The organism is Azospirillum sp. VT-I1, from assembly GCF_055698305.1.
In genome coordinates this window covers 1566739-1584365 of record NZ_CP168800.1, presented here as the reverse complement: position 1 = coordinate 1584365, position 17627 = coordinate 1566739, and the positions used below count along the sequence as shown (strand labels likewise).

At 68.7% G+C, this 17627-nt stretch carries 18 protein-coding genes; 11 read left to right on the top strand and 7 right to left on the bottom strand.

Annotation, left to right across the window (positions count from 1 at the left end):
- Positions 1-43: 43 nt before the first annotated feature.
- The 3 genes from AB8P05_RS07610 to AB8P05_RS07600 all read left to right on the top strand — a co-directional run bounded on the left by AB8P05_RS07610 (position 44) and on the right by AB8P05_RS07600 (position 3541).
- Positions 44-2590, top strand: a complete 2547-nt coding sequence (locus tag AB8P05_RS07610; RefSeq protein WP_472757512.1) for a heavy metal translocating P-type ATPase — start codon at positions 44-46, stop codon at positions 2588-2590.
- Positions 2496-2696, top strand: a complete 201-nt coding sequence (gene ccoS, locus AB8P05_RS07605) for a cbb3-type cytochrome oxidase assembly protein CcoS (protein WP_455172616.1) — start codon at positions 2496-2498, stop codon at positions 2694-2696. The genes AB8P05_RS07610 and ccoS overlap by 95 nt, the downstream gene beginning before the upstream one ends.
- A 158-nt stretch (positions 2697-2854) precedes the next feature.
- Positions 2855-3541, top strand: a complete 687-nt coding sequence (locus tag AB8P05_RS07600; protein ID WP_149223987.1) for a Crp/Fnr family transcriptional regulator — start codon at positions 2855-2857, stop codon at positions 3539-3541.
- A 208-nt stretch (positions 3542-3749) separates the two neighbouring features.
- Here the strand turns inward: AB8P05_RS07600 and AB8P05_RS07595 are convergent, their stop codons facing one another.
- From AB8P05_RS07595 to AB8P05_RS07580, 4 genes are all read right to left on the bottom strand, one after another.
- Complete coding sequence (locus AB8P05_RS07595) at positions 3750-4835, bottom strand: COX15/CtaA family protein (protein ID WP_472757511.1); 1086 nt, start codon at positions 4833-4835, stop codon at positions 3750-3752.
- Between the two features lie 101 nt (positions 4836-4936).
- Positions 4937-5431: a lysozyme gene (locus tag AB8P05_RS07590; protein WP_472757510.1), complete on the bottom strand. Its 495-nt coding sequence runs from the start codon at positions 5429-5431 to the stop codon at positions 4937-4939.
- A 136-nt stretch (positions 5432-5567) separates the two neighbouring features.
- The gene (locus AB8P05_RS07585) at positions 5568-5828 is read right to left on the bottom strand and encodes a hypothetical protein (RefSeq protein WP_472757509.1); all 261 of its coding nucleotides are present in this window, start codon (positions 5826-5828) and stop codon (positions 5568-5570) included.
- Between the two features lie 110 nt (positions 5829-5938).
- Positions 5939-6202, bottom strand: a complete 264-nt coding sequence (locus tag AB8P05_RS07580; RefSeq protein WP_472757508.1) for an usg protein — start codon at positions 6200-6202, stop codon at positions 5939-5941.
- Between the two features lie 358 nt (positions 6203-6560).
- On the opposite strand from AB8P05_RS07580, the gene groES reads away from it, so the two are divergent.
- From groES to AB8P05_RS07550, 6 genes are all read left to right on the top strand, one after another.
- Positions 6561-6851 (top strand): co-chaperone GroES, encoded by a 291-nt coding sequence (gene groES, locus AB8P05_RS07575; RefSeq protein ID WP_042702035.1) that lies wholly within the window; start codon positions 6561-6563, stop codon positions 6849-6851.
- A gap of 48 nt (positions 6852-6899) precedes the next feature.
- Positions 6900-8543, top strand: a complete 1644-nt coding sequence (groL, locus tag AB8P05_RS07570) for a chaperonin GroEL (RefSeq protein ID WP_472757507.1) — start codon at positions 6900-6902, stop codon at positions 8541-8543.
- Positions 8544-8825: 282 nt separating this feature from the next.
- A complete protein-coding gene (locus AB8P05_RS07565) occupies positions 8826-9176 on the top strand; it encodes a hypothetical protein (protein ID WP_472757506.1) in 351 nt (116 codons plus the stop codon).
- 15 nt (positions 9177-9191) lie between these two features.
- Positions 9192-10109 (top strand): DMT family transporter, encoded by a 918-nt coding sequence (locus AB8P05_RS07560; protein WP_472757505.1) that lies wholly within the window; start codon positions 9192-9194, stop codon positions 10107-10109.
- A gap of 396 nt (positions 10110-10505) precedes the next feature.
- Positions 10506-11210, top strand: coding sequence for a response regulator transcription factor (locus AB8P05_RS07555; RefSeq protein WP_455172608.1), 705 nt, complete (start codon positions 10506-10508; stop codon positions 11208-11210).
- Positions 11211-11366: 156 nt separating this feature from the next.
- Positions 11367-12515, top strand: coding sequence for a hypothetical protein (locus AB8P05_RS07550; protein ID WP_472757504.1), 1149 nt, complete (start codon positions 11367-11369; stop codon positions 12513-12515).
- A gap of 7 nt (positions 12516-12522) precedes the next feature.
- Here the strand turns inward: AB8P05_RS07550 and AB8P05_RS07545 are convergent, their stop codons facing one another.
- A complete protein-coding gene (locus AB8P05_RS07545) occupies positions 12523-12906 on the bottom strand; it encodes a hypothetical protein (protein ID WP_472757503.1) in 384 nt (127 codons plus the stop codon).
- 233 nt (positions 12907-13139) lie between these two features.
- Between AB8P05_RS07545 and AB8P05_RS07540 the strand changes: the two genes are divergently transcribed.
- Entirely contained in the window at positions 13140-14150 is a 1011-nt protein-coding gene (locus AB8P05_RS07540) for a zinc-binding alcohol dehydrogenase family protein (protein WP_472757502.1), read from the top strand.
- 28 nt (positions 14151-14178) lie between these two features.
- Here AB8P05_RS07540 and AB8P05_RS07535 read toward each other — a convergent pair whose 3' ends face one another.
- Positions 14179-15072, bottom strand: coding sequence for a LysR substrate-binding domain-containing protein (locus AB8P05_RS07535; protein WP_455172605.1), 894 nt, complete (start codon positions 15070-15072; stop codon positions 14179-14181).
- Positions 15073-15229: 157 nt separating this feature from the next.
- Here AB8P05_RS07535 and AB8P05_RS07530 point away from each other — a divergent pair, with 157 nt between their 5' ends.
- On the top strand, positions 15230-15772 hold the full coding sequence (locus tag AB8P05_RS07530; protein ID WP_472757501.1) for a substrate-binding domain-containing protein: 543 nt from the start codon (positions 15230-15232) through the stop codon (positions 15770-15772).
- A gap of 21 nt (positions 15773-15793) precedes the next feature.
- Here AB8P05_RS07530 and AB8P05_RS07525 read toward each other — a convergent pair whose 3' ends face one another.
- On the bottom strand, positions 15794-17368 hold the full coding sequence (locus AB8P05_RS07525; RefSeq protein WP_472757500.1) for a helicase HerA domain-containing protein: 1575 nt from the start codon (positions 17366-17368) through the stop codon (positions 15794-15796).
- Positions 17369-17627 lie beyond the last annotated feature (259 nt).

The following is a 17627-nucleotide window of genomic DNA, read 5'->3' as shown; positions in this document are numbered from 1 at the left end:
CCCGGCAGCGACTGCCGGGCCGGGATCATCGGGGTGATGTGAGATGAGCGTCTGCCTCCATTGCGGACAAGAGCTGGGCGAGAGCGCGCAAGCCGCCGCCATGGCAAACGCCAGCCCCAACTCCGCCACGACCGCCGCCGACGGGGCCGGCCCCTTCTGCTGCACCGGCTGCGCCGCCGCCTACGATCTCGTCCGCGGCTTGGGGCTGGAGCGCTATTACGAACGCCGCAGCGTCGATCCCACCGCGCGCCCGCTGCGTCCCGACGACGCCCCGGCGGTGGATTACGGACCGCATGCGCGCGAGGAGTCCGACGGCAGCCGCAGCCTGCACCTGATGGTCGACGGCATGCAGTGCGCAGCCTGCGTCTGGCTGATCGAATCGGCGCTCAGCCGCCAGCCGGGCGTCGGCCACGCCCGCATGAACATGACCACGCGCCGGCTGACGGTGCGCTGGGACCCCGGGGCCACCGACGCCAACACGGTGGTCGGCACCGTCGCGCAGCTGGGCTACCGCGCCGTGCCCTTCGATCCGGACCGGCTGGGCGGCGCCCAGGCCAGGAGCGAGAAGGAGCTTCTGCGCGCCATGGCCGTGGCCGGCTTCGCCATGGGCAACGTCATGCTGCTGTCGGTGTCGGTCTGGGCCGGCCACAGCCAGGGCATGGGCACCGCCACCCGCGACCTGATGCACTGGATCTCGGCGCTGATCTGCATGCCGGCCATCGCCTATGCGCTGCGTCCCTTCGCACGCTCGGCCCTGTCGGCGCTGCGCAACGGCCGCACCAACATGGACGTGCCGATCACCATCGGCGTCCTGCTCGCCACCGGCATGAGCCTGTTCGAGACGATCCACAGCGGCGACCACGCCTACTTCGACGGCGGCGTCATGCTGCTGTTCTTCCTGCTGGTCGGCCGCTATCTCGACCAGCGGGCGCGCGGCCGGGCGCGCTCGGCGGCGGAGCAGCTGCTGGGCCTGCGCGCCAACGCCGTCACCATCCTGCGCGAGGACGGCACCAGCGCCGTGGTTCCGCCGGAACAGGTCGCCCCCGGAACCACCATCCTGGTTGCCGCGGGTGAACGCATCCCGGTAGACGGCCGGGTGTCCGACGGCGTGTCCGACCTCGACACCGGCCTGATCACCGGCGAGACGGTGCCGGGCACCGCAAGGCCGGGCGACCAGGTCTTCGCCGGCACCTTGAACCTGACGGCCCCCCTGCGCCTGACCGTCACCGCGGTGGGGGAGGGCACGCTGCTGGCCGAGATCGTCCGGCTGATGGAGGTGGCGGAGCAGGGCCGCGCCAAATATGTCGCCATCGCCGACCGGGTGTCGCGCCATTACGCCCCCGTCGTGCATCTGGCCGCGTTGGGCACCTTCTCCGCCTGGATGCTGCTGGGCGGGGTGCTGTGGCAGGACGCGCTGATGAACGCCATCGCCGTGCTGATCATCACCTGCCCGTGCGCGCTGGCGCTGGCCGTGCCGGTGGTGCAGGTGATCGCCAGCGGCCGGCTGATGCGCCAGGGCACCCTGCTGAAGAGCCCGACCGCGCTGGAACGGCTGGCATGCATCGACACGGTGGTGTTCGACAAGACCGGAACGCTGACCGAAGGGCGCCCGGTGCCGCAGCTGGAGGGGCTGCCGGTGGAGGATCTGGCACTGGCGGCCTCGCTGGCCGCGGCCAGCCGCCATCCGCTTGCGCGTGCTCTGGCTGCGGCGGCGCCGCAGGTGCCGGTTGCCGCGGGCGTGCGCGAGATCGCCGGTGCCGGCCTGTCGCTGCAGACCCCGGACGGCGAGGTGCGGCTGGGCAGCCGCCGTTTCACCGGCGCACCGCTGGAGGCGGAGGATGCCGCCGGGCCGGAGCTGTGGCTGGCGCGTCCGGGCGAGGAGCCGCGGCGGATCGTCTTCCTCGACGCTCCCCGGCCGGATGCCGCCGCGGTGGTGGCGGCGCTGAAGGCCCGCGGGCTGGAGGTGCGGCTGCTGTCGGGCGACCGCCGCGGCGCCGTGGCCGCGGTGGCGGAGCGGCTGGGCATCGCCGACTGGCGGGCCGAGCAGACCCCCGCCGACAAGACCGCCGTGCTGGCCGAACTGGCCGCCCAGGGACGCACCGTGCTGATGGTGGGCGATGGGCTGAACGATGCCCCGGCGCTGGCGGCGGCGGCGGTGTCGATGTCGCCGTCCACCGCCGTGGATGTCAGCCAGACCGCGGCCGACGTGGTGTTCCAGGGCCGCCTGCTGCGTCCGATCGTCGAAACGGTGGAGGTCGCCCGCCGGTCCGGCCGCCTGGTGAAGCAGAATTTCGGCATCGCGCTGGTGTATAACCTCTGCGCGGTTCCGCTCGCGATGGCCGGGATGCTGACGCCCCTGCTGGCGGCGCTCGCCATGTCGTCGTCGTCGCTGATCGTCATTCTCAATGCGCTGCGGCTGGCCCGCGGCGCCATCGTCAAGGATGTCCCCGTCCAGGATATGGCCGGGCGGGACCTGTCGGGTAAGGATTCGGGTGATGGACGAGCTTCTCTATCTGATCGCGATCGCGCTGAGCCTGGGCGGCCTGGGTCTGGCGGCCTTTCTGTGGGCGCTGAAGTCCGGCCAGTTTGACGATCTCGACGGCGCGGCGCACCGTGTCCTGTTCGACGACGACCTGCCGGCGGCTCCCCGGACCGGGACCGAGCCGGCCGCCCCGGAGGCCGTGCGCAGGCAATAGTGCCAAAGCCCGTATGGGCAAAGAAAAGGTTGTATGCGTGCGAGGTTGCGATTCTCAGCGATTGCCACCAATATGAGCCCATGCGGAATGACAGGCTGGGTTCCTCCATGCCACCTTTTGATACGGTTCGCGCTCGGGAGAAGAGCGCTGCGACGGAAATGAATCCCTGCGGGGCCTGTCCCGTGCGCAGCCTGACGGTGTGCGCCGCGCTGGAACCGGAGGAACTGCGCCGTCTTGCCGACATTCTGCAGAATGTGCGCATCGATGCCGGCCACACCCTGTTCGCCGAAGGCGACGCGGCCGACGCGCTCTACAACGTCACGTCCGGCACGGTGAAGCTGTACAAGCTGCTGCCGGACGGGCGCCGCCAGATCACCGGCTTCCTGGTGACCGGCGATTTTCTGGGGCTGGCCGTCAACGACAGCTATGCCTACACCGCGGAGACCGTCACCAGCGCCTCGCTCTGCCGTTTCCCGCGCAAGAAGATCGACGCGCTGCTGGAGGAATTCCCCAAGATGCAGCGGCGCCTGTTCTCCATGGCGTCGAACGAGCTGGCCGCCGCGCAGGACCAGATGCTTCTGCTGGGCCGCAAGACCGCGAAGGAGAAGATCTGCTCCTTCCTGCTGATGCTGTCCCAGCGCGCCGCCCGCCGCGGCCACAAGGAAAACCCGGTCTTCGTGCCGATGAGCCGCGCCGACATCGCCGATTATCTGGGCCTGACCACCGAAACGGTCAGCCGCACCTTCACCCAGCTGAAGACCGCGGGCGTCATCTCGCTCCAGGAAGGCAACAAGGTCCTGATCGCGGACATCGACGCGATGTACGATCTGGCTGAAGGGGCGTGACCTTCGCGCTTTTGCCGGGTGCGGGCTTGCTCGGCAATTCTTCCACGGATTTCACGGATTAGGACACGGATTTCACGGATGTTCTTCCGGGAAGCCACGGCTGCCGGAGAACATCCGCTCCGGCAAGCCATAAAAAATCCGTGTAATCCGTGTCTGAATCCGTGAAATCCGTGTAAATCTTGCCGGACATACCCGCAGTCCGGCAAGACTACAGCGCGCGGTTATTCCCCCGCACCGGCCGCAGTTCGAACTGCAGCCACACCAGCATCGACACCACCAGGATTGCGCCCGCCTGATGGGTGGCGGCGACCGGGAGCCACACCACAGTCAGCAGCGTGACGATGCCCAGTGCGATCTGCAGCAGGATCATGGCGGCCGACGCCAATGCCGCGCGGCCGGCGCGGCCGGGCAGGCGGGCGCCCAGGACGCGGGCGGCCAGCACCAGCACCACAATCCCGGTCAGGATCGCCAGCGCGCGGTGGATGAGCTGGATCGCCGCGGTGTTCTCGAAGGGATTGAGCCACCAGGGGGTCAGCGTGTTCACCTCCGGCGGGATCCAGTGGCCGGCCATCAGCGGGAAGGTGTTGTAGGCGAGGCCGGCGTCCGAGCCGGCGACGAAGGCGCCCCAGACGATGGTGACGGCGACCAGCCCCAGCGCCCAGCCGGTATGGCGGCGCAGGCCGGCGGCTTCCGGACGCCATCCCGCCAGCGGCAGCGGGTCGAGCAGCCCCAGCGCGGTGCGCAGCAGCAGGGCATAGATCAGGATCGCGGTGCCGAGATGCAGGGCCAGCCGGTAATGACTGACGTTCGGCGAATCGACCAGACCGCTCTTGACCATGAACCAGCCGATGCCGCCCTGCAGCCCACCCAGCAGGAACAGGCCGGCCAGCTTCGGCCACAGCTCGGGCGAAATGCGGCCCTGCATCCAGAAGCGCAGGAAGGGGATCAGGAAGACGAAGCCGATCAGCTGGCCCCACAGCCGGTGGAACCATTCCCACCAGAAGATCGACTGGAAGCCCGCGAGATCCATGTGGTTGTTGTAGATGCGGAACTCGGGCGTCTGCTTGTAGAGGTCGAAGACCCGGTTCCACTCCGCTTCCGACAGGGGCGGCAGAATGCCGATCAGCGGTTTCCATTCCACCATCGACAGCCCGGATTCGGTCAGCCGGGTGATGGCGCCGATCACGGCCATGGCCAGCACCATGGCGGCACAGACCAGCAGCCAGATGGCAATCGGCCGATTCGGGTTGGGACGGGCGGAGGAGGCGAGGCTGTCGGAGGCAAAGGCGGTCACGGCGGTATTCCGGAGCACGGCGGTGGGATGTTCGCCAATGTGGTGCGAACATCCCGCTCCGTCAAACGCCTCATGCCCGGTTCGGGCCGGGCGCCGCCCGATCAGGCGGTGCCGTCGGCCGTGCCGATGCTGCCCTGGGCCTGGACGGTCTGGCCCTGGAACAGCGCCGCCTCCGCCGCACGGCGGGCGACGAGGCCCGGCAACTGGGTCGCCTTGCCATTCACCTTGGCATAGACCCAGCGACCGAACTGGGCGGCTGCCCCGTCATAGTTGCCGGCGTTCAGCAGTTTCAGCAAGGTCGAGTCTTGCAGGCTGCCGGCACCCAGGTTGAAGACGAAGGAGGACAGGGCGCCGCGCTGGTCGTCGTTGAGCGGCACCGTCACCAGCGCGTCGACGTGGCCGGCGGCCTCCGTCAGGTCGGAGGCAAGGAAGCTGTTGGCCTGATCGGCGGTGATGGTCTGGCCCATCGTCACCCCGGCCGTGTGGCCGTAGCCGATGGTGGGGACGCCCGCCGGGCAGAGATAGGCTTTGAGATACAGACCTTCGAAATGCTTCACGAGGTCGACCGCGGCTTGGCAGACCGGCTTGGTGGTCATGTCTGGAAACTCCCGCTTCGCGCGCCGGGCGGACGACATCCGCCCTCAACGGAGGCGATCCTAGGCGAGATACGCGCGATACGGGAAGAGCAGATTTGAAATTGTCGCAATCCGTTGCCGAGGTGGACCGCGTGGGTCAGGGCGCCAGGGTGTGCGCCGCGCCGATCAGCACGAACAGGGCGAACAGAAGCGCGAACAGTCCGGCGATGGTCGTGCATTCCAGCAGGGCCTCCACCAGCCTGCCCTCGCGATCCTGCCGGTTCGGCCGCCTGCATTCCGGCTGTCCGCCGGCGGGACGGGCGCCGGTGCGGTTCGTCCCGTCATCCGGTGCACCGCCGGGAGCGTCACGATCGCTCCAACCGTCGTTCCAGGATTCCGCCCTGCGCTTCGCCATCATCGCGCCCTCCGCATCTCCGCTGCCGGTATTCGCTAAAATTTTAGCGATCGGAGTAGCCGGGCGCTGTGATGGCAGTCACAGGGGCGCGGAGGGCGTGACGATGGCTGGCCTCAATGGATCAGGAAATCGGCGTTGGCGTGGCGCAGGTTGCCGGGCGTGATCAGGCTGTGGGTCGCCAGCCGGACCGAATGCAGCTTGCCGTCGAGGTTGCGCTGCCAGAAGTCGAGGAAGCGGCGCAGAACGGGATAATCGGGCGCCTGATCCAGATCCTGCCACAGATAGGACTGCAGCAGGCCGGGATGGTCCGGCATGTGGTAGAGGATCTCGGCGGTGGTCAGGCGGAAATCGCGGAGCTGGAGGACGAGATTGGCCATGCGCGGTCTCCCATGCGGTTGGCTGATCGGTCGGGAATGTGCGGTGTCCGGTTCCTCTCATGCGATCCCGGCGGCGGTGCGCCGGCGCCGGGAAGGGCGGGCCTTGTGTGACCCTTTCAAGAAATCTTGCCCGTCCGCCGGTTTCGCCGCAATACAGAAAATCGTTATTACTCAATATGTTAGCAGCATGTCCGGGTGAGTGCTGCCGGCATTTGCGGCAAATTCCGAAACGAGCCTCTTGAATCCCAAAACCGCTTCGATTAGCTGTCTGGCACTCGCCGGGAGGGAGTGCTAACAGCAGCCGGCCCGCGCCAATTCTCGTCAGTCAGAACCAAGCCTTGATCCAAGGAGGCATTCCATGAAGTTCCGCCCGCTGCACGACCGCGTCGTCGTCAAGCGTCTGGAGTCCGACACCAAGACCAAGGGTGGGATCATCATCCCCGACACGGCCAAGGAAAAGCCGCAGGAAGGCGAGATCATCGCCGTCGGCCCGGGCGCCCGTGACGAGTCGGGCAAGGTCGTGGCGCTGGACGTCAAGGCCGGCGACCGCATCCTGTTCGGCAAGTGGTCGGGCACGGAAGTGAAGATCGAAGGTGTCGATTACCTGATCATGAAGGAATCCGACATCATGGGCGTCATCGAGGCCTAAGTCCTCCGCCCGTATCCTTCGAAATTTACAAGTTAAAGGAATCGAGACATGGCTGCCAAAGACGTCAAGTTCGGCCCCACCGCGCGCGAAAAGCTGCTGCGTGGCGTTGACATCCTCGCCGACGCCGTGAAGGTCACGCTGGGCCCGAAGGGCCGCAACGTCGTGATCGAGAAGTCCTTCGGCGCTCCGCGCATCACCAAGGACGGCGTGTCGGTCGCCAAGGAAATCGAACTGTCGGACAAGTTCGAGAACATGGGCGCCCAGATGGTCCGCGAGGTTGCCTCGAAGACCAACGACCTGGCCGGTGACGGCACCACCACCGCCACGGTCCTGGCCCAGGCCATCGTCCGCGAAGGCGTGACCAAGGTCGCCGCCGGCCTGAACCCGATGGACCTGAAGCGCGGCATCGATCTGGCCGTCGCCACCGTCGTCGCCGACATCCAGGCCCGCGCCAAGAAGGTTACGACCAACGACGAGATCGCCCAGGTCGGCACCATCTCCGCCAACGGCGAAGCCGAGATCGGCAAGATGATCGCCCAGGCGATGGAGAAGGTCGGCAACGAGGGCGTCATCACGGTGGAAGAGGCCAAGAGCCTGGACACCGAGCTGGACGTCGTCGAGGGCATGCAGTTCGACCGCGGCTACCTGTCGCCGTACTTCGTGACCAACGCCGACAAGATGGTCGCGGACCTCGAGAACCCCTACATCCTGCTGCACGAGAAGAAGCTGTCGGGCCTGCAGCCGCTGCTGCCGGTTCTGGAAGCCGTCGTCCAGTCCTCGCGTCCGCTGCTGATCATCGCCGAGGACATCGAGGGCGAGGCGCTGGCCACCCTGGTGGTCAACAAGCTGCGCGGCGGCCTGAAGATCGCCGCCGTGAAGGCTCCGGGCTTCGGTGATCGCCGCAAGGCGATGCTGGAGGACATGGCCATCCTGACCGGCGGCCAGGTCATCTCCGAAGACCTCGGCATCAAGCTCGAGAACGTCACGCTCGACATGCTGGGCACCGCCAAGAAGGTCGTGATCTCCAAGGAGACCACCACCATCGTCGACGGCGCCGGCGACAAGGCCGACATCGAAGCCCGTTGCGGCCAGATCCGCGCCCAGGTCGAGGAGACCACCTCGGACTACGATCGCGAGAAGCTGCAGGAGCGTCTGGCGAAGCTGGCCGGCGGCGTCGCCGTCATCCGCGTCGGCGGTGCGACCGAGGTCGAGGTGAAGGAGCGCAAGGATCGCGTTGACGACGCGATGCACGCCACCCGCGCCGCGGTGGAAGAGGGTGTGGTCGCCGGCGGCGGCACCGCCCTGCTGTACGCCTCCAAGGCCCTGGACAAGCTGACCCCGGCCAACGACGAGCAGCGCGTCGGCATCGACATCATCCGCCGCGCCCTGCAGGCCCCGGTCCGTCAGATCGCCTACAACGCGGGCACCGACGGTTCGATCGTGGTCGGCAAGCTGCTCGACCAGGGCGACACCAACTTCGGCTACGACGCCCAGAAGGGTGAGTTCACCGATCTGGTCGCCGCCGGCATCATCGACCCGGTGAAGGTGGTCCGTACCGCCCTGCAGGACGCGGCCTCGATCGCCGGCCTGCTGATCACCACCGAGGCGATGATCGCCGAGAAGCCGGAGAAGAAGGCTGCTCCGGGCGGCATGCCGGGCGGCATGGGCGGCATGGACGACATGGGCTTCTGATAGCCCGCCGGCCCATAGCCATCTGCCGACCGTTCTTCGGTTCGGAAAGGGGCGCCCCCACATGGGGGCGTCCTTTTTCTTTTGGGGCCGGGAGATGTGCCGGGGGATGCGCCGGGGCATGCGTGGTCAGGTTGCAGCCACCCTCCGCCATCCTGAAATGTCAAGGCGAAGTCCGCCTTGCTTTGGCGCGGTCGCCTCCCAATAATCCGCCCCTCTTGCCGGGCGCCCCAGCACGGGGATGCCGGCCTCTGTCTTCCGTATTTTTAAACGAGGGCCTGTTCCATGCGCTCCTTCGAGGGCCAGCATTCCGACAACGTCGCCATCAAGCGCACCCGCGAGCAGAAGCAGCGCCAGCTGGTCCAGCTCAAGGAGCAGCTGGCGACGCTGAAAGCCCACGCGGCCCCCGCCATCCGTGAAGCGCTGGTCAAGCGCATCTCCGAACTCGACGCCGAACTGCGCCAGCCCGCCAAGCCGCCCCGCGAAGGCCGTGAGGGTCGCGAAGGCCGCGAGGACGCGCCGCGCCATCCCCGCCGCGAGTCCCGCCCCAGCGTCTTCCGCGCCGAGGACGGAGCCGACCGCGGCACCGCGGTGTCCGCGTCCAGTGTCTTCGCCTCGCCCCGCCGCCGCAGCTGAAGCACGGACAGCGCCATGCCCGCCGACCGCACCGCTCCTTCCATAGGATCCCGTCTCGCCGATCAGGCCTGGCTGCTGATGATGCTGCCGCCCCTGTTCTGGGCGGGCAACGCGGTCCTGGGGCGTGCGGTCGCCGGAGCCGTGCCGCCCATCGGGCTGGCCTTCTGGCGCTGGTGCCTGGGCATGCTGATCGTGCTGCCCTTCGCCTGGCCGCACCTGCGCCACGACATCACGCCGATCCTGGCGCGGTGGAAGAGCGTGCTGCTGCTGGGCACTCTGGGAATCGGCATCTACAACACCTTCCAATACATCGCGCTGAACACGACGACCGCGCTGAACTGCGTGATGCTGCAGTCGTCGATGCCCGTGATGATCGTCCTGATGAGCCTCGTCCTGTTCCGCGACCGGATCGGGGCAATGCAGGGGCTGGGCATCGTCGTCTCGCTGGCCGGCGCGATGACGCTGATCTCCCACGGCGACCCGGCGACGCTGCTGGGGCTGGAACTGAACGTCGGCGACGTCTGGATGCTGGCGGCGGTGGTGATCTACGCCGCCTACACCACGCTTCTGCGCCGCCGGCCGGCGATCCATGGCCTGAGCTTCGTCGTCGTCACCTTCGCCATCGGTGCGGTGGAACTGCTGCCCTTCTATATCTGGGAGAGCCTGAGCGGACATCCGGTGCAGGCGAGCGGCATCACCCTGCTGGCGGTCGGCTATACCGTGCTGTTCCCGTCCATCGCCGCCTATCTTTGCTTCAACCGGGCGGTGGAGCTTCTCGGCCCCAACACGGCCGGGCTCGCCATCCATCTGGTGCCCGTCTTCGGCAGCCTGCTGGCCATCCTGTTCCTGGGGGAGCAGCCGCATCTCTATCACGGCATCGGCATCGCCCTGATCGCAGCCGGCATCGTCCTGGCGACCCGCCGCCGCGCCTGACCCGTCGCCCGATCCTTATCCGCTGTAGGAAATTTTCTTCATTCTCTGCGGAAATGTTATTGTTTCAGAATGATTATCCCTTGCGAACAAGCGTGGGCTCGGCAGTATCCCAGGATCCATCTTCCGATAATCTTTGTTTTCGCGAGTTTTTTCTTGGGGCTCGCCATTTGGTTTTGAGTTGTACGGTGGGATAGCGCGCGGATTGGGTGCGGTGGCGGGATATTCGCGCGTATACTATCCCCGATATCCTTTTAGACACATCCGCTATCCCTCGCGCCAGCGGCGGTCAATAAGGGATGACCGCTAAAATGCGTGTCATGGCGGCGGTTCGCTGATCGATCGGTCGCCATGAGGAGCCGGCGCTGTTCGCCGGTCCGCTGTGGTGGAGGTCCCAAGATGCCCCTGCAAATGCCCGTGCCGGTTTCCGTGAATACCGCCTGCCTCGTCCACATCGTCGACGGCGACCTGCTGTCGCGCAGCACGCTCTCGCGGGCATTGGGCGCCGTCGGCATCGCCTGCCGCGTCCACAGCACCGGCGCCGACGCGCTGGCCGTGCTGGGCACCGCCTCCTCCTGCATCGTCGTGCGCAGCGACCTGCCGGACATGACCGCCATCGAATTCATGGCCGAGGCTTCGCTGCACGGCCATGACCTGCCGGTCCTGGTCGTCACCGAACAGGGCGACGTCGACGCCGCCGTGGCCGCGATGAAGGCCGGGGCGTCCGACTGCATCGCCCGTCCCTTCGCCGTCCCGGCCTTCCTGGACCGGCTGCGCGCCTGCCTGGCGTCCGGCAGCCCCCATGCCGAGCAGCGCGACCGCAGCCGCGACGCCGTCCGCCGGCTCGCCCTGCTGAGCCGCCGCGAGTCGGAGGTGCTGGAGCTGATCGTCGACGGCAAGCAGAGCAAGACCATCGCCTGGGAGCTGGGCATCAGCATCAAGACGGTGGAGGTCCACCGCGCCCGCATCATGGAGAAGACCGGCTGCCGGTCCATCGTCGGGCTGGGCCGCCTGTGGGAAGCGGCGGAGATGCTGCGCGGCCGCGACCTGCCGCGGGCGATGCCCATCCGCCAGCCGGCGATGATGGAAGCCATTGCGTCCTGACCTCCCGTCGGGACGCCGCCTTCCGCGGCAGGATGACGTCGTCGAAACCGAATCATGAAAATCGGTGCCGGCCGTTGTCCTTCTCGTTGGGTTCGGCGGGCAGAGGATTGTAAAGTTCTGGAGAAGAGCAACCAGAACGCCGACAGGAGCGGTCCGATGTTCCCCGACCATGGTCACCGTCGTATTTCCGTGGCGTCGCCCGACGATATAGCCACGGCGCGGCGGATCGCGGCGGAGCGGGCCGACGGCGTGCTGGCTGCCGAAGAGGCCGCCCGCTTCGACCGTCTGGTGGCGGCGCTGGGCGGATATGCGCTGGTCCGGCCCGACGGGACGCTGCTGATCGCCCGCCTGAGGTCCGGGGCCGGCGTCGAGTGTCTGGTCTACGACCGCGATCCGGCGACGGCCGAACTGCCGCCGGACCTCCTCCAGGGGCTTGGGCCCGATCTGCAGGCGGTGTCGCGGCTGGCCGACCGTTTCCACATCCATGCCACGCCGGGCATCGGGTCGGCGCTGCTGGTCCGCGTGCTGCGGCCCGGCGCCGACGATTCGCCGCCCGCCGACGCCATGGCGGAGACCGGTGCGGTGATGGTCGAGCGTCAGGGGGGCGAGGCGGCCCGGCGTGGACCCTTCATCGACCATTGGTTCGTCCGCTGCTCACGCGGTCGCGGCGAGGACGGTCCCTGCGGGATCGCGCTGATGATCGATGGCGAGAGCGCGCCGGATGAACCGGCGACCGGTCAGGGCGCCGCAGGCGGTGAGGAGGCGCCGCCCGGGCCGCTCACCAGGATGACGCCCGAGGTGATCGAGCAGGTCGAGACGGTGGTCGCCGCGACGGTGCCCGACCTGCCCGCTCCCGTGGTGGTCAACGCCATCCGGCGCGACCTGCGGGCACGGCCGGAGCTGGGGCTGTCGCACGATGCGGTCCTGAAGCAGATCGGCCGGTCCGCCCTGGCGATCCTGCGGTTCGACGGCAAGGCGGTCGATTACACCGCGCTCGGCACCCTGGCCGGCGCGGTGGTGCGTCCGGGGGAGATGCTGGCCCTCGGCGCGCGCTGGGCGATGGTTGGCTTCAATCCGCTGGCCCCGGCGTCGGTCCATCTGCTGTGGGGGCCGGGGGATCATGTGGTCCTCTACACCGGCGGATGCGCCCGGCTCCCCGCCCTGTTCATCCACCGCGACCTGCACAAGGTCGACCCCACCCTGGCGGCGCTGGTCCTGTTGCGCGACGGGGTGGTCCGCGACGACGACCACACCATCCTGGTCCTGCGGAACCGCGTCGACCGCGTTGCCGCGTCAGCCTGCTGAGTGACGGTCAGCGGCCCCAGCCATGCGGGCCGCCGGGGCGTTCCCATGCATGCGGGTCGCCGTTATGGTCCCCTCTGCTCCGGTTGCCCCAGTTTCCCCGGTTGCCCCAATCCCCTCGATTGCCCCGATCCCCGCGGTTTCCCCAGTCCCGGCGATCGTCCCACCCTCGCCGGTGCCAGCGGCGGTCGTCATCCCATGTGCGGTAGCGGTAGCCGGGCTGCACGACGACCGGCGGCGGAACCGCGTAGACCGCCGGGGGCGGCACCACCACGGTCTCGCCATAGGCGGGGTAATAGGGATCGTACCCACCGGTGGCGACGCAGCCCGACAGCGCGGCGGCGCCAGCGGCCAGAAGCAGGGCATTCAGGATCTTGGGGCGGACGATGCTCATGGCCTTGCTTTCCGTGGTGCGAAGACCGGATTCGGCGGCGAAAGCGGTCTTCGGTACAAACAGCCCAGCCCGCCCGGCTATTCCATACCCCTTCGGCGTCACTCCGTTCGCCCGACCATCCCGATCCATCGCGTATCGGGATGGATGGAACAAGAACTATGAATTTAACATATCCAGTGGACGCCGCCATCCTGCGCTTCGACTTCATCCCCATCCCTGAAGGCGAGGCCATTATGAAAGCCATCGGTTACCGCAAGAACCTGCCCGTCACCGACGCCGACGCGCTGATCGACGTCGCGATCGACCGCCCGACCCCCGCCGGCCGCGACCTGCTGGTCCGGGTCCAGGCGGTTTCCGTCAATCCGGTGGACACCAAGCTGCGCCGCAGCGCCGCTCCCGCCGACGGCGATCTGCGCATCCTGGGCTTCGACGCCGCCGGCGTGGTCGAGGCGGTCGGGCCGGATGTCACCCTGTTCCGTCCGGGCGACGCGGTGTTCTATGCCGGCGCCATCGACCGGCCCGGCACCAACGCGGAGTTCCATCTGGTCGACGAACGCATCGTCGGCGTCAAGCCGGCCAGCCTGAGCGTCGCCGAGGCCGCCGCCCTGCCGCTGACCGCCATCACCGCCTGGGAAATGCTGTTCGACCGTCTGGGCCTGCCGCGGGATGGGGGTGACGGGAAATCGCTGCTGATCGTCGGCGGGGCCGGCGGCGTCGGTTCCATCGCCATCCAGCTGGCCCGCCGCCTGACCAAGGTCCGGGTGCTGGCCACCGCCTCGCGTCCGGAGACGGCCGACTGGGTGCGGGAACTGGGCGCCCATGACGTGATCGACCACAGCCGGCCGATGGCGGAGCAGGTGAAGGCGCTGGGTCTGGCCGGCGTCGAGTATGTCTTCTCCACCACCGCCACCGACCGCCATTTCCAGGATCTGGTGGAGCTGGTGGCGCCGCAGGGCTGCATCGGCCTGATCGATGATCCCGAACCCATCGACGTCCGCCTGCTGAAGCGCAAGAGCGTCTCGCTGCATTGGGAGCTGATGTTCACCCGTTCGCTGTTCAAGACCGGCGACATGATCGCCCAGCATGAGCTGCTGAACGAGGTGTCGCGGCTGGTCGATGCCGGCACCCTGCGCACCACCTTGACGGAAACGCTGGGCCGCATCGACGCCGCGACCCTGCGCAAGGCCCATGCCCTGATCGAATCCGGCAAGGCCCGCGGCAAGCTGGTGCTGGAAGGCTTCTGATCGGTTCTGCCCCCGGCCCGACCGCCGCTTACCCCGCCAGGGCGAGCGGCGGACGGGCCGGGTACATGGCCGACAGGCTGTCCAGGATGAAGCCGACCAGCGGTTCGGCAAGGCGGCGGTTGCGCGCCGTCTCGCCGAAGATCGCCATTTCGACGTCGCCCAGCTCGGGCAGGCCGTCCTCCACCCCCAGCCGGCGAACGCCCTCCGGTATGGAGGATTCGCTCAGCACCGCCACGCCCAGCCCGGCGCGGACGGCTGCCTGAACCCCCATGACGCTGCCGCTGGTGTAGACCACCCGCCAGGGCCGTCCGGCCTCGCCCAGCGCCGCCAGCCCGCGGTTGCGGAAGACGCAGGGCGCCGGCAGGGCGCAGAAGGGCAGGGGCGCATCGGCCGGGATCTCCAGCCCGGGGGCCGCGACCCAGCGCATCGGCTCGGTCCAGATGCCGCGACCGCGGTTGTCGCCGACATCGCGGCGGGAAATCACGAGATCAAGCTCACCGGCATCCAGCGCGGTCACCAGCTCGCCGCACAGGCCCACCCGCACGTCGATGTGCAGGCGCGGGTGCAGCTTGGCGAAGCGGCGCAGGACATGGGGCAGATGGTCGGACAGGAAATACTCGGCCACGCCCAGGCGGAGTTCCCCCTCCGCCGCCGGTTCGGCGAAGCGGCGCACCGTCTCATCGTTCAGGTCCAGCAGGCGGCGGGCATAGCCCATCAGCAGTTCGCCGTCATGGGTCAGCGCCAGCGACCGGCTGGTGCGCTCGAACACCCGGCGGCCGAGCGTGTCCTCCAGCTTCTTGATCTTCACGCTGATCGCCGACTGGGTGCGGCCCAGCCGGTCCGCCGCCGCGGTGAAGCCGCCAGCCTCCGCCACGGTTACGAAGGCGCGCAGTGCGTCGATCTCCAGGTCTGGCAGGGACATGAGGAATGCATTCCGAACGTTGATCGTTGGCGCCCATCCTATCGGGATTGCTCATGGATGGCGAGCGGCGCATTGGGACAAGCGGCGGCCGGGCCGTTGAAGCGGGGCGTGGGCATTCTCATTGTCAGCCCTCCGGGCCTTGCCGCCCGGATGCCCGATGATCCCGAGGAGAGAGACGTCCGATGATCCGTTTTCCCGCGCCGGCCGGCAGCTTGGCCCTCGCATTCGCCGCCGCGGCCCTGCTCGCCGGCTGCCAGATGCCGGGCACCATGCCGCCGCAACAGACCGCCGCCCTTCCGCCGCCGGCAGCGCCAAGCCGCCGCCCGAGGCCCGCGGCATCTGGATTGTCGGCAGCCCGGTCCTGCGCGGCACCGTCGATCAGGCGGCGGCCAAGTATGACGGCGGCCCCGACACCAAGCCGCGCCTGGACGCCCGCGGCACCGCCGCCGGCTTCCGCGCCTTCTGCGGCGGGGTCGGTCTCGACCATCCCGACATGGTGGCTTCCGACCGTCCGATCAGCGCGGCCGAATACCAGCGCTGCCGCACCGCCGGCATCACGCTGACCGAGTATGGTTTCGGACCCAAGCGCTTCGTCTACGTCAAGGACTCGCACAGGATGGCGGTCCCCGGCGTGAACGACTTCGTTGCCAGCTGGGGCCAGAGCGGCAAGCCGGTGAGCGCGCCGACCGCGGGGAGCTGAGAGGCGGAAGTCGAGGAAGGATTACCCCGCCGCGAACAATCCGCCCCCATTGCTGGTGTCGGGGGCGTCGGCCGCATCGTCGGCATTGGGGTCGCCCAGCGCGGTTTCCCAGCCCAGCGCCGGCAGGGCGATGGCGCGGGTGTTGCCCAGGCCGCTGCGGCTGGTGATGAAGCCGCGCTGTTCCATGTAGGTCAGCAGGCGGCGGCCGCGTCCCTTGGACCGGCTGCCGCAGGCGCGCGCCACGTCGGCGTCCGACGGGCAGGGGGCGTGGTCGAGCGCCGCGCGGGCGAGCAGCAGGAAGACCGGCTGGATGTCCTCCGCCAGGGTGGCGGCGACCTCCGTCGCGCGTTGCCAGGCGGGATCGTCGCCGCTGCCGGCCCCGGCGCGGGCGGTCGCAAGACGGCGGCGGAAGGCGGGCAGGGCCAGCCGGTCGCCATCCACCCCGCGGCCCCGGCAACGCACCAGGAAATCCTGGTACAGCACGGCCAGCGAGCGGTAGGGCGCCTCCGGATCGGCCAGCACCTCGGCCAGCACCTCGTCGTACTGGGCTTCGCGCTCGGCGGCCTGTTCCGGGGTTTCCTCCGGCTCCAGGGGCAGCAGGGCCGGCTGCTCGGCGGCGCTGTCGTCGGCATTGTTGCCGGGGGACGGCGGCGGGACCGCAGGGCGGCCGCGCGCCAGCTGGGCCATCAGGTCGGCGCTGGCCGAGGTGGAGGGGCGGCGGACGTAGCGCGGCGGCTCCGGCTCGGTCGTGGTGAAGATCAGGTCGCGGGCGTCCTCCACCGGGGTGGTGGGCGGCGGCATCAGCTTCGGGCTGCCGGTGCGGCCCTGCGTCTCCACCGCGCCGATGCGCAGCGGCAGGGGCCGGCGCGACAGGGCGGGGCCGAGCGCGATGAAATGGCCGCGCTCCAGATCGCGGAACATCTCCGCCTGCCGGCGCTCCATGCCCAGCAGGTCGGCGGCGCGCGCCATGTCGATGTCGAGGAAGGTGCGGCCCATCAGGAAGTTCGATGCTTCGGCCGCGACGTTCTTCGCCAGCTTCGCCAGACGCTGGGTGGCGATCACTCCGGCCAGCCCGCGCTTGCGGCCACGGCACATCAGGTTGGTCATGGCGCCGAGCGAGACCTTGCGCGCCTCGTCCGACACCTCGCCGGCGGCGGATGGGGCGAACAGCTGCGCCTCGTCCACCACCACCAGCATCGGATACCAGAAATCGCGGTCGGCATCGAACAGCCCGCCCAGGAAGGCGGCGGCGTGGCGCATCTGCATTTCCGCGTCCAGCCCTTCCAGATTCAGGACGACGGAGACGCGGTGCTGGCGCACGCGGGCGGCGACCGATTGCAGCGCGGCCTCGCTGTGCTCGTCCGCCTCCACCACCACATGGCCGAAGCGTTCGGCCAGCGTGACGAAGTCGCCTTCCGGATCGATCACCGCCTGCTGCACCCATTGGGCGCTCTGTTCGATCAGCCGGCGCAGCAGGTGCGACTTGCCGGAGCCGGAATTGCCCTGGACCAGCAGACGGGTCGCCAGCAGCTCCTCCAGGTCGAGCGTCGCGGCGCTGCCCGCGTTCGTCGCCCCCATGTCGATGCCGACCTTCATCCCGCTCGCCTCCCGCTCACCCGAACCGCCTCCATGACTGGCGGGGCCCTCCTATAGCGCAGGCGGGCGCAGCGATACGAGGATTCGATTCGGGATGGCCGGCCTGCGGACGGGGAACCACTCTCCGGGCGATTGAGCGGCTATGGCGCGGATGAGCGCTCCGGTGGTGGGGTGGGTCTTGCGGCGGAGGGCGGTTTGACCATAGTCTGGCGAACAGGAGGGTGCGGCGCCAACCGCACCCCCGTCCGGTCCGGTTACT

Bases quoted from the DNA above. Each gene is read 5' to 3' on its own strand.
- AB8P05_RS07610 (WP_472757512.1), top strand. From the start codon at position 44: ATGAGCGTCTGCCTCCATTGCGGACAAGAGCTGGGCGAGAGCGCGCAA.
- ccoS (WP_455172616.1), top strand. From the start codon at position 2,496: ATGGACGAGCTTCTCTATCTGATCGCGATCGCGCTGAGCCTGGGCGGC.
- AB8P05_RS07600 (WP_149223987.1), top strand. From the start codon at position 2,855: ATGAATCCCTGCGGGGCCTGTCCCGTGCGCAGCCTGACGGTGTGCGCC.
- AB8P05_RS07590 (WP_472757510.1), bottom strand. From the start codon at position 5,431: ATGACCACCAAGCCGGTCTGCCAAGCCGCGGTCGACCTCGTGAAGCAT.
- AB8P05_RS07585 (WP_472757509.1), bottom strand. From the start codon at position 5,828: ATGATGGCGAAGCGCAGGGCGGAATCCTGGAACGACGGTTGGAGCGAT.
- AB8P05_RS07580 (WP_472757508.1), bottom strand. From the start codon at position 6,202: ATGGCCAATCTCGTCCTCCAGCTCCGCGATTTCCGCCTGACCACCGCC.
- groES (WP_042702035.1), top strand. From the start codon at position 6,561: ATGAAGTTCCGCCCGCTGCACGACCGCGTCGTCGTCAAGCGTCTGGAG.
- groL (WP_472757507.1), top strand. From the start codon at position 6,900: ATGGCTGCCAAAGACGTCAAGTTCGGCCCCACCGCGCGCGAAAAGCTG.
- AB8P05_RS07565 (WP_472757506.1), top strand. From the start codon at position 8,826: ATGCGCTCCTTCGAGGGCCAGCATTCCGACAACGTCGCCATCAAGCGC.
- AB8P05_RS07560 (WP_472757505.1), top strand. From the start codon at position 9,192: ATGCCCGCCGACCGCACCGCTCCTTCCATAGGATCCCGTCTCGCCGAT.
- AB8P05_RS07555 (WP_455172608.1), top strand. From the start codon at position 10,506: ATGCCCCTGCAAATGCCCGTGCCGGTTTCCGTGAATACCGCCTGCCTC.
- AB8P05_RS07550 (WP_472757504.1), top strand. From the start codon at position 11,367: ATGTTCCCCGACCATGGTCACCGTCGTATTTCCGTGGCGTCGCCCGAC.
- AB8P05_RS07545 (WP_472757503.1), bottom strand. From the start codon at position 12,906: ATGAGCATCGTCCGCCCCAAGATCCTGAATGCCCTGCTTCTGGCCGCT.
- AB8P05_RS07540 (WP_472757502.1), top strand. From the start codon at position 13,140: ATGAAAGCCATCGGTTACCGCAAGAACCTGCCCGTCACCGACGCCGAC.
- AB8P05_RS07535 (WP_455172605.1), bottom strand. From the start codon at position 15,072: ATGTCCCTGCCAGACCTGGAGATCGACGCACTGCGCGCCTTCGTAACC.
- AB8P05_RS07530 (WP_472757501.1), top strand. From the start codon at position 15,230: ATGATCCCGAGGAGAGAGACGTCCGATGATCCGTTTTCCCGCGCCGGC.
- AB8P05_RS07525 (WP_472757500.1), bottom strand. From the start codon at position 17,368: ATGAAGGTCGGCATCGACATGGGGGCGACGAACGCGGGCAGCGCCGCG.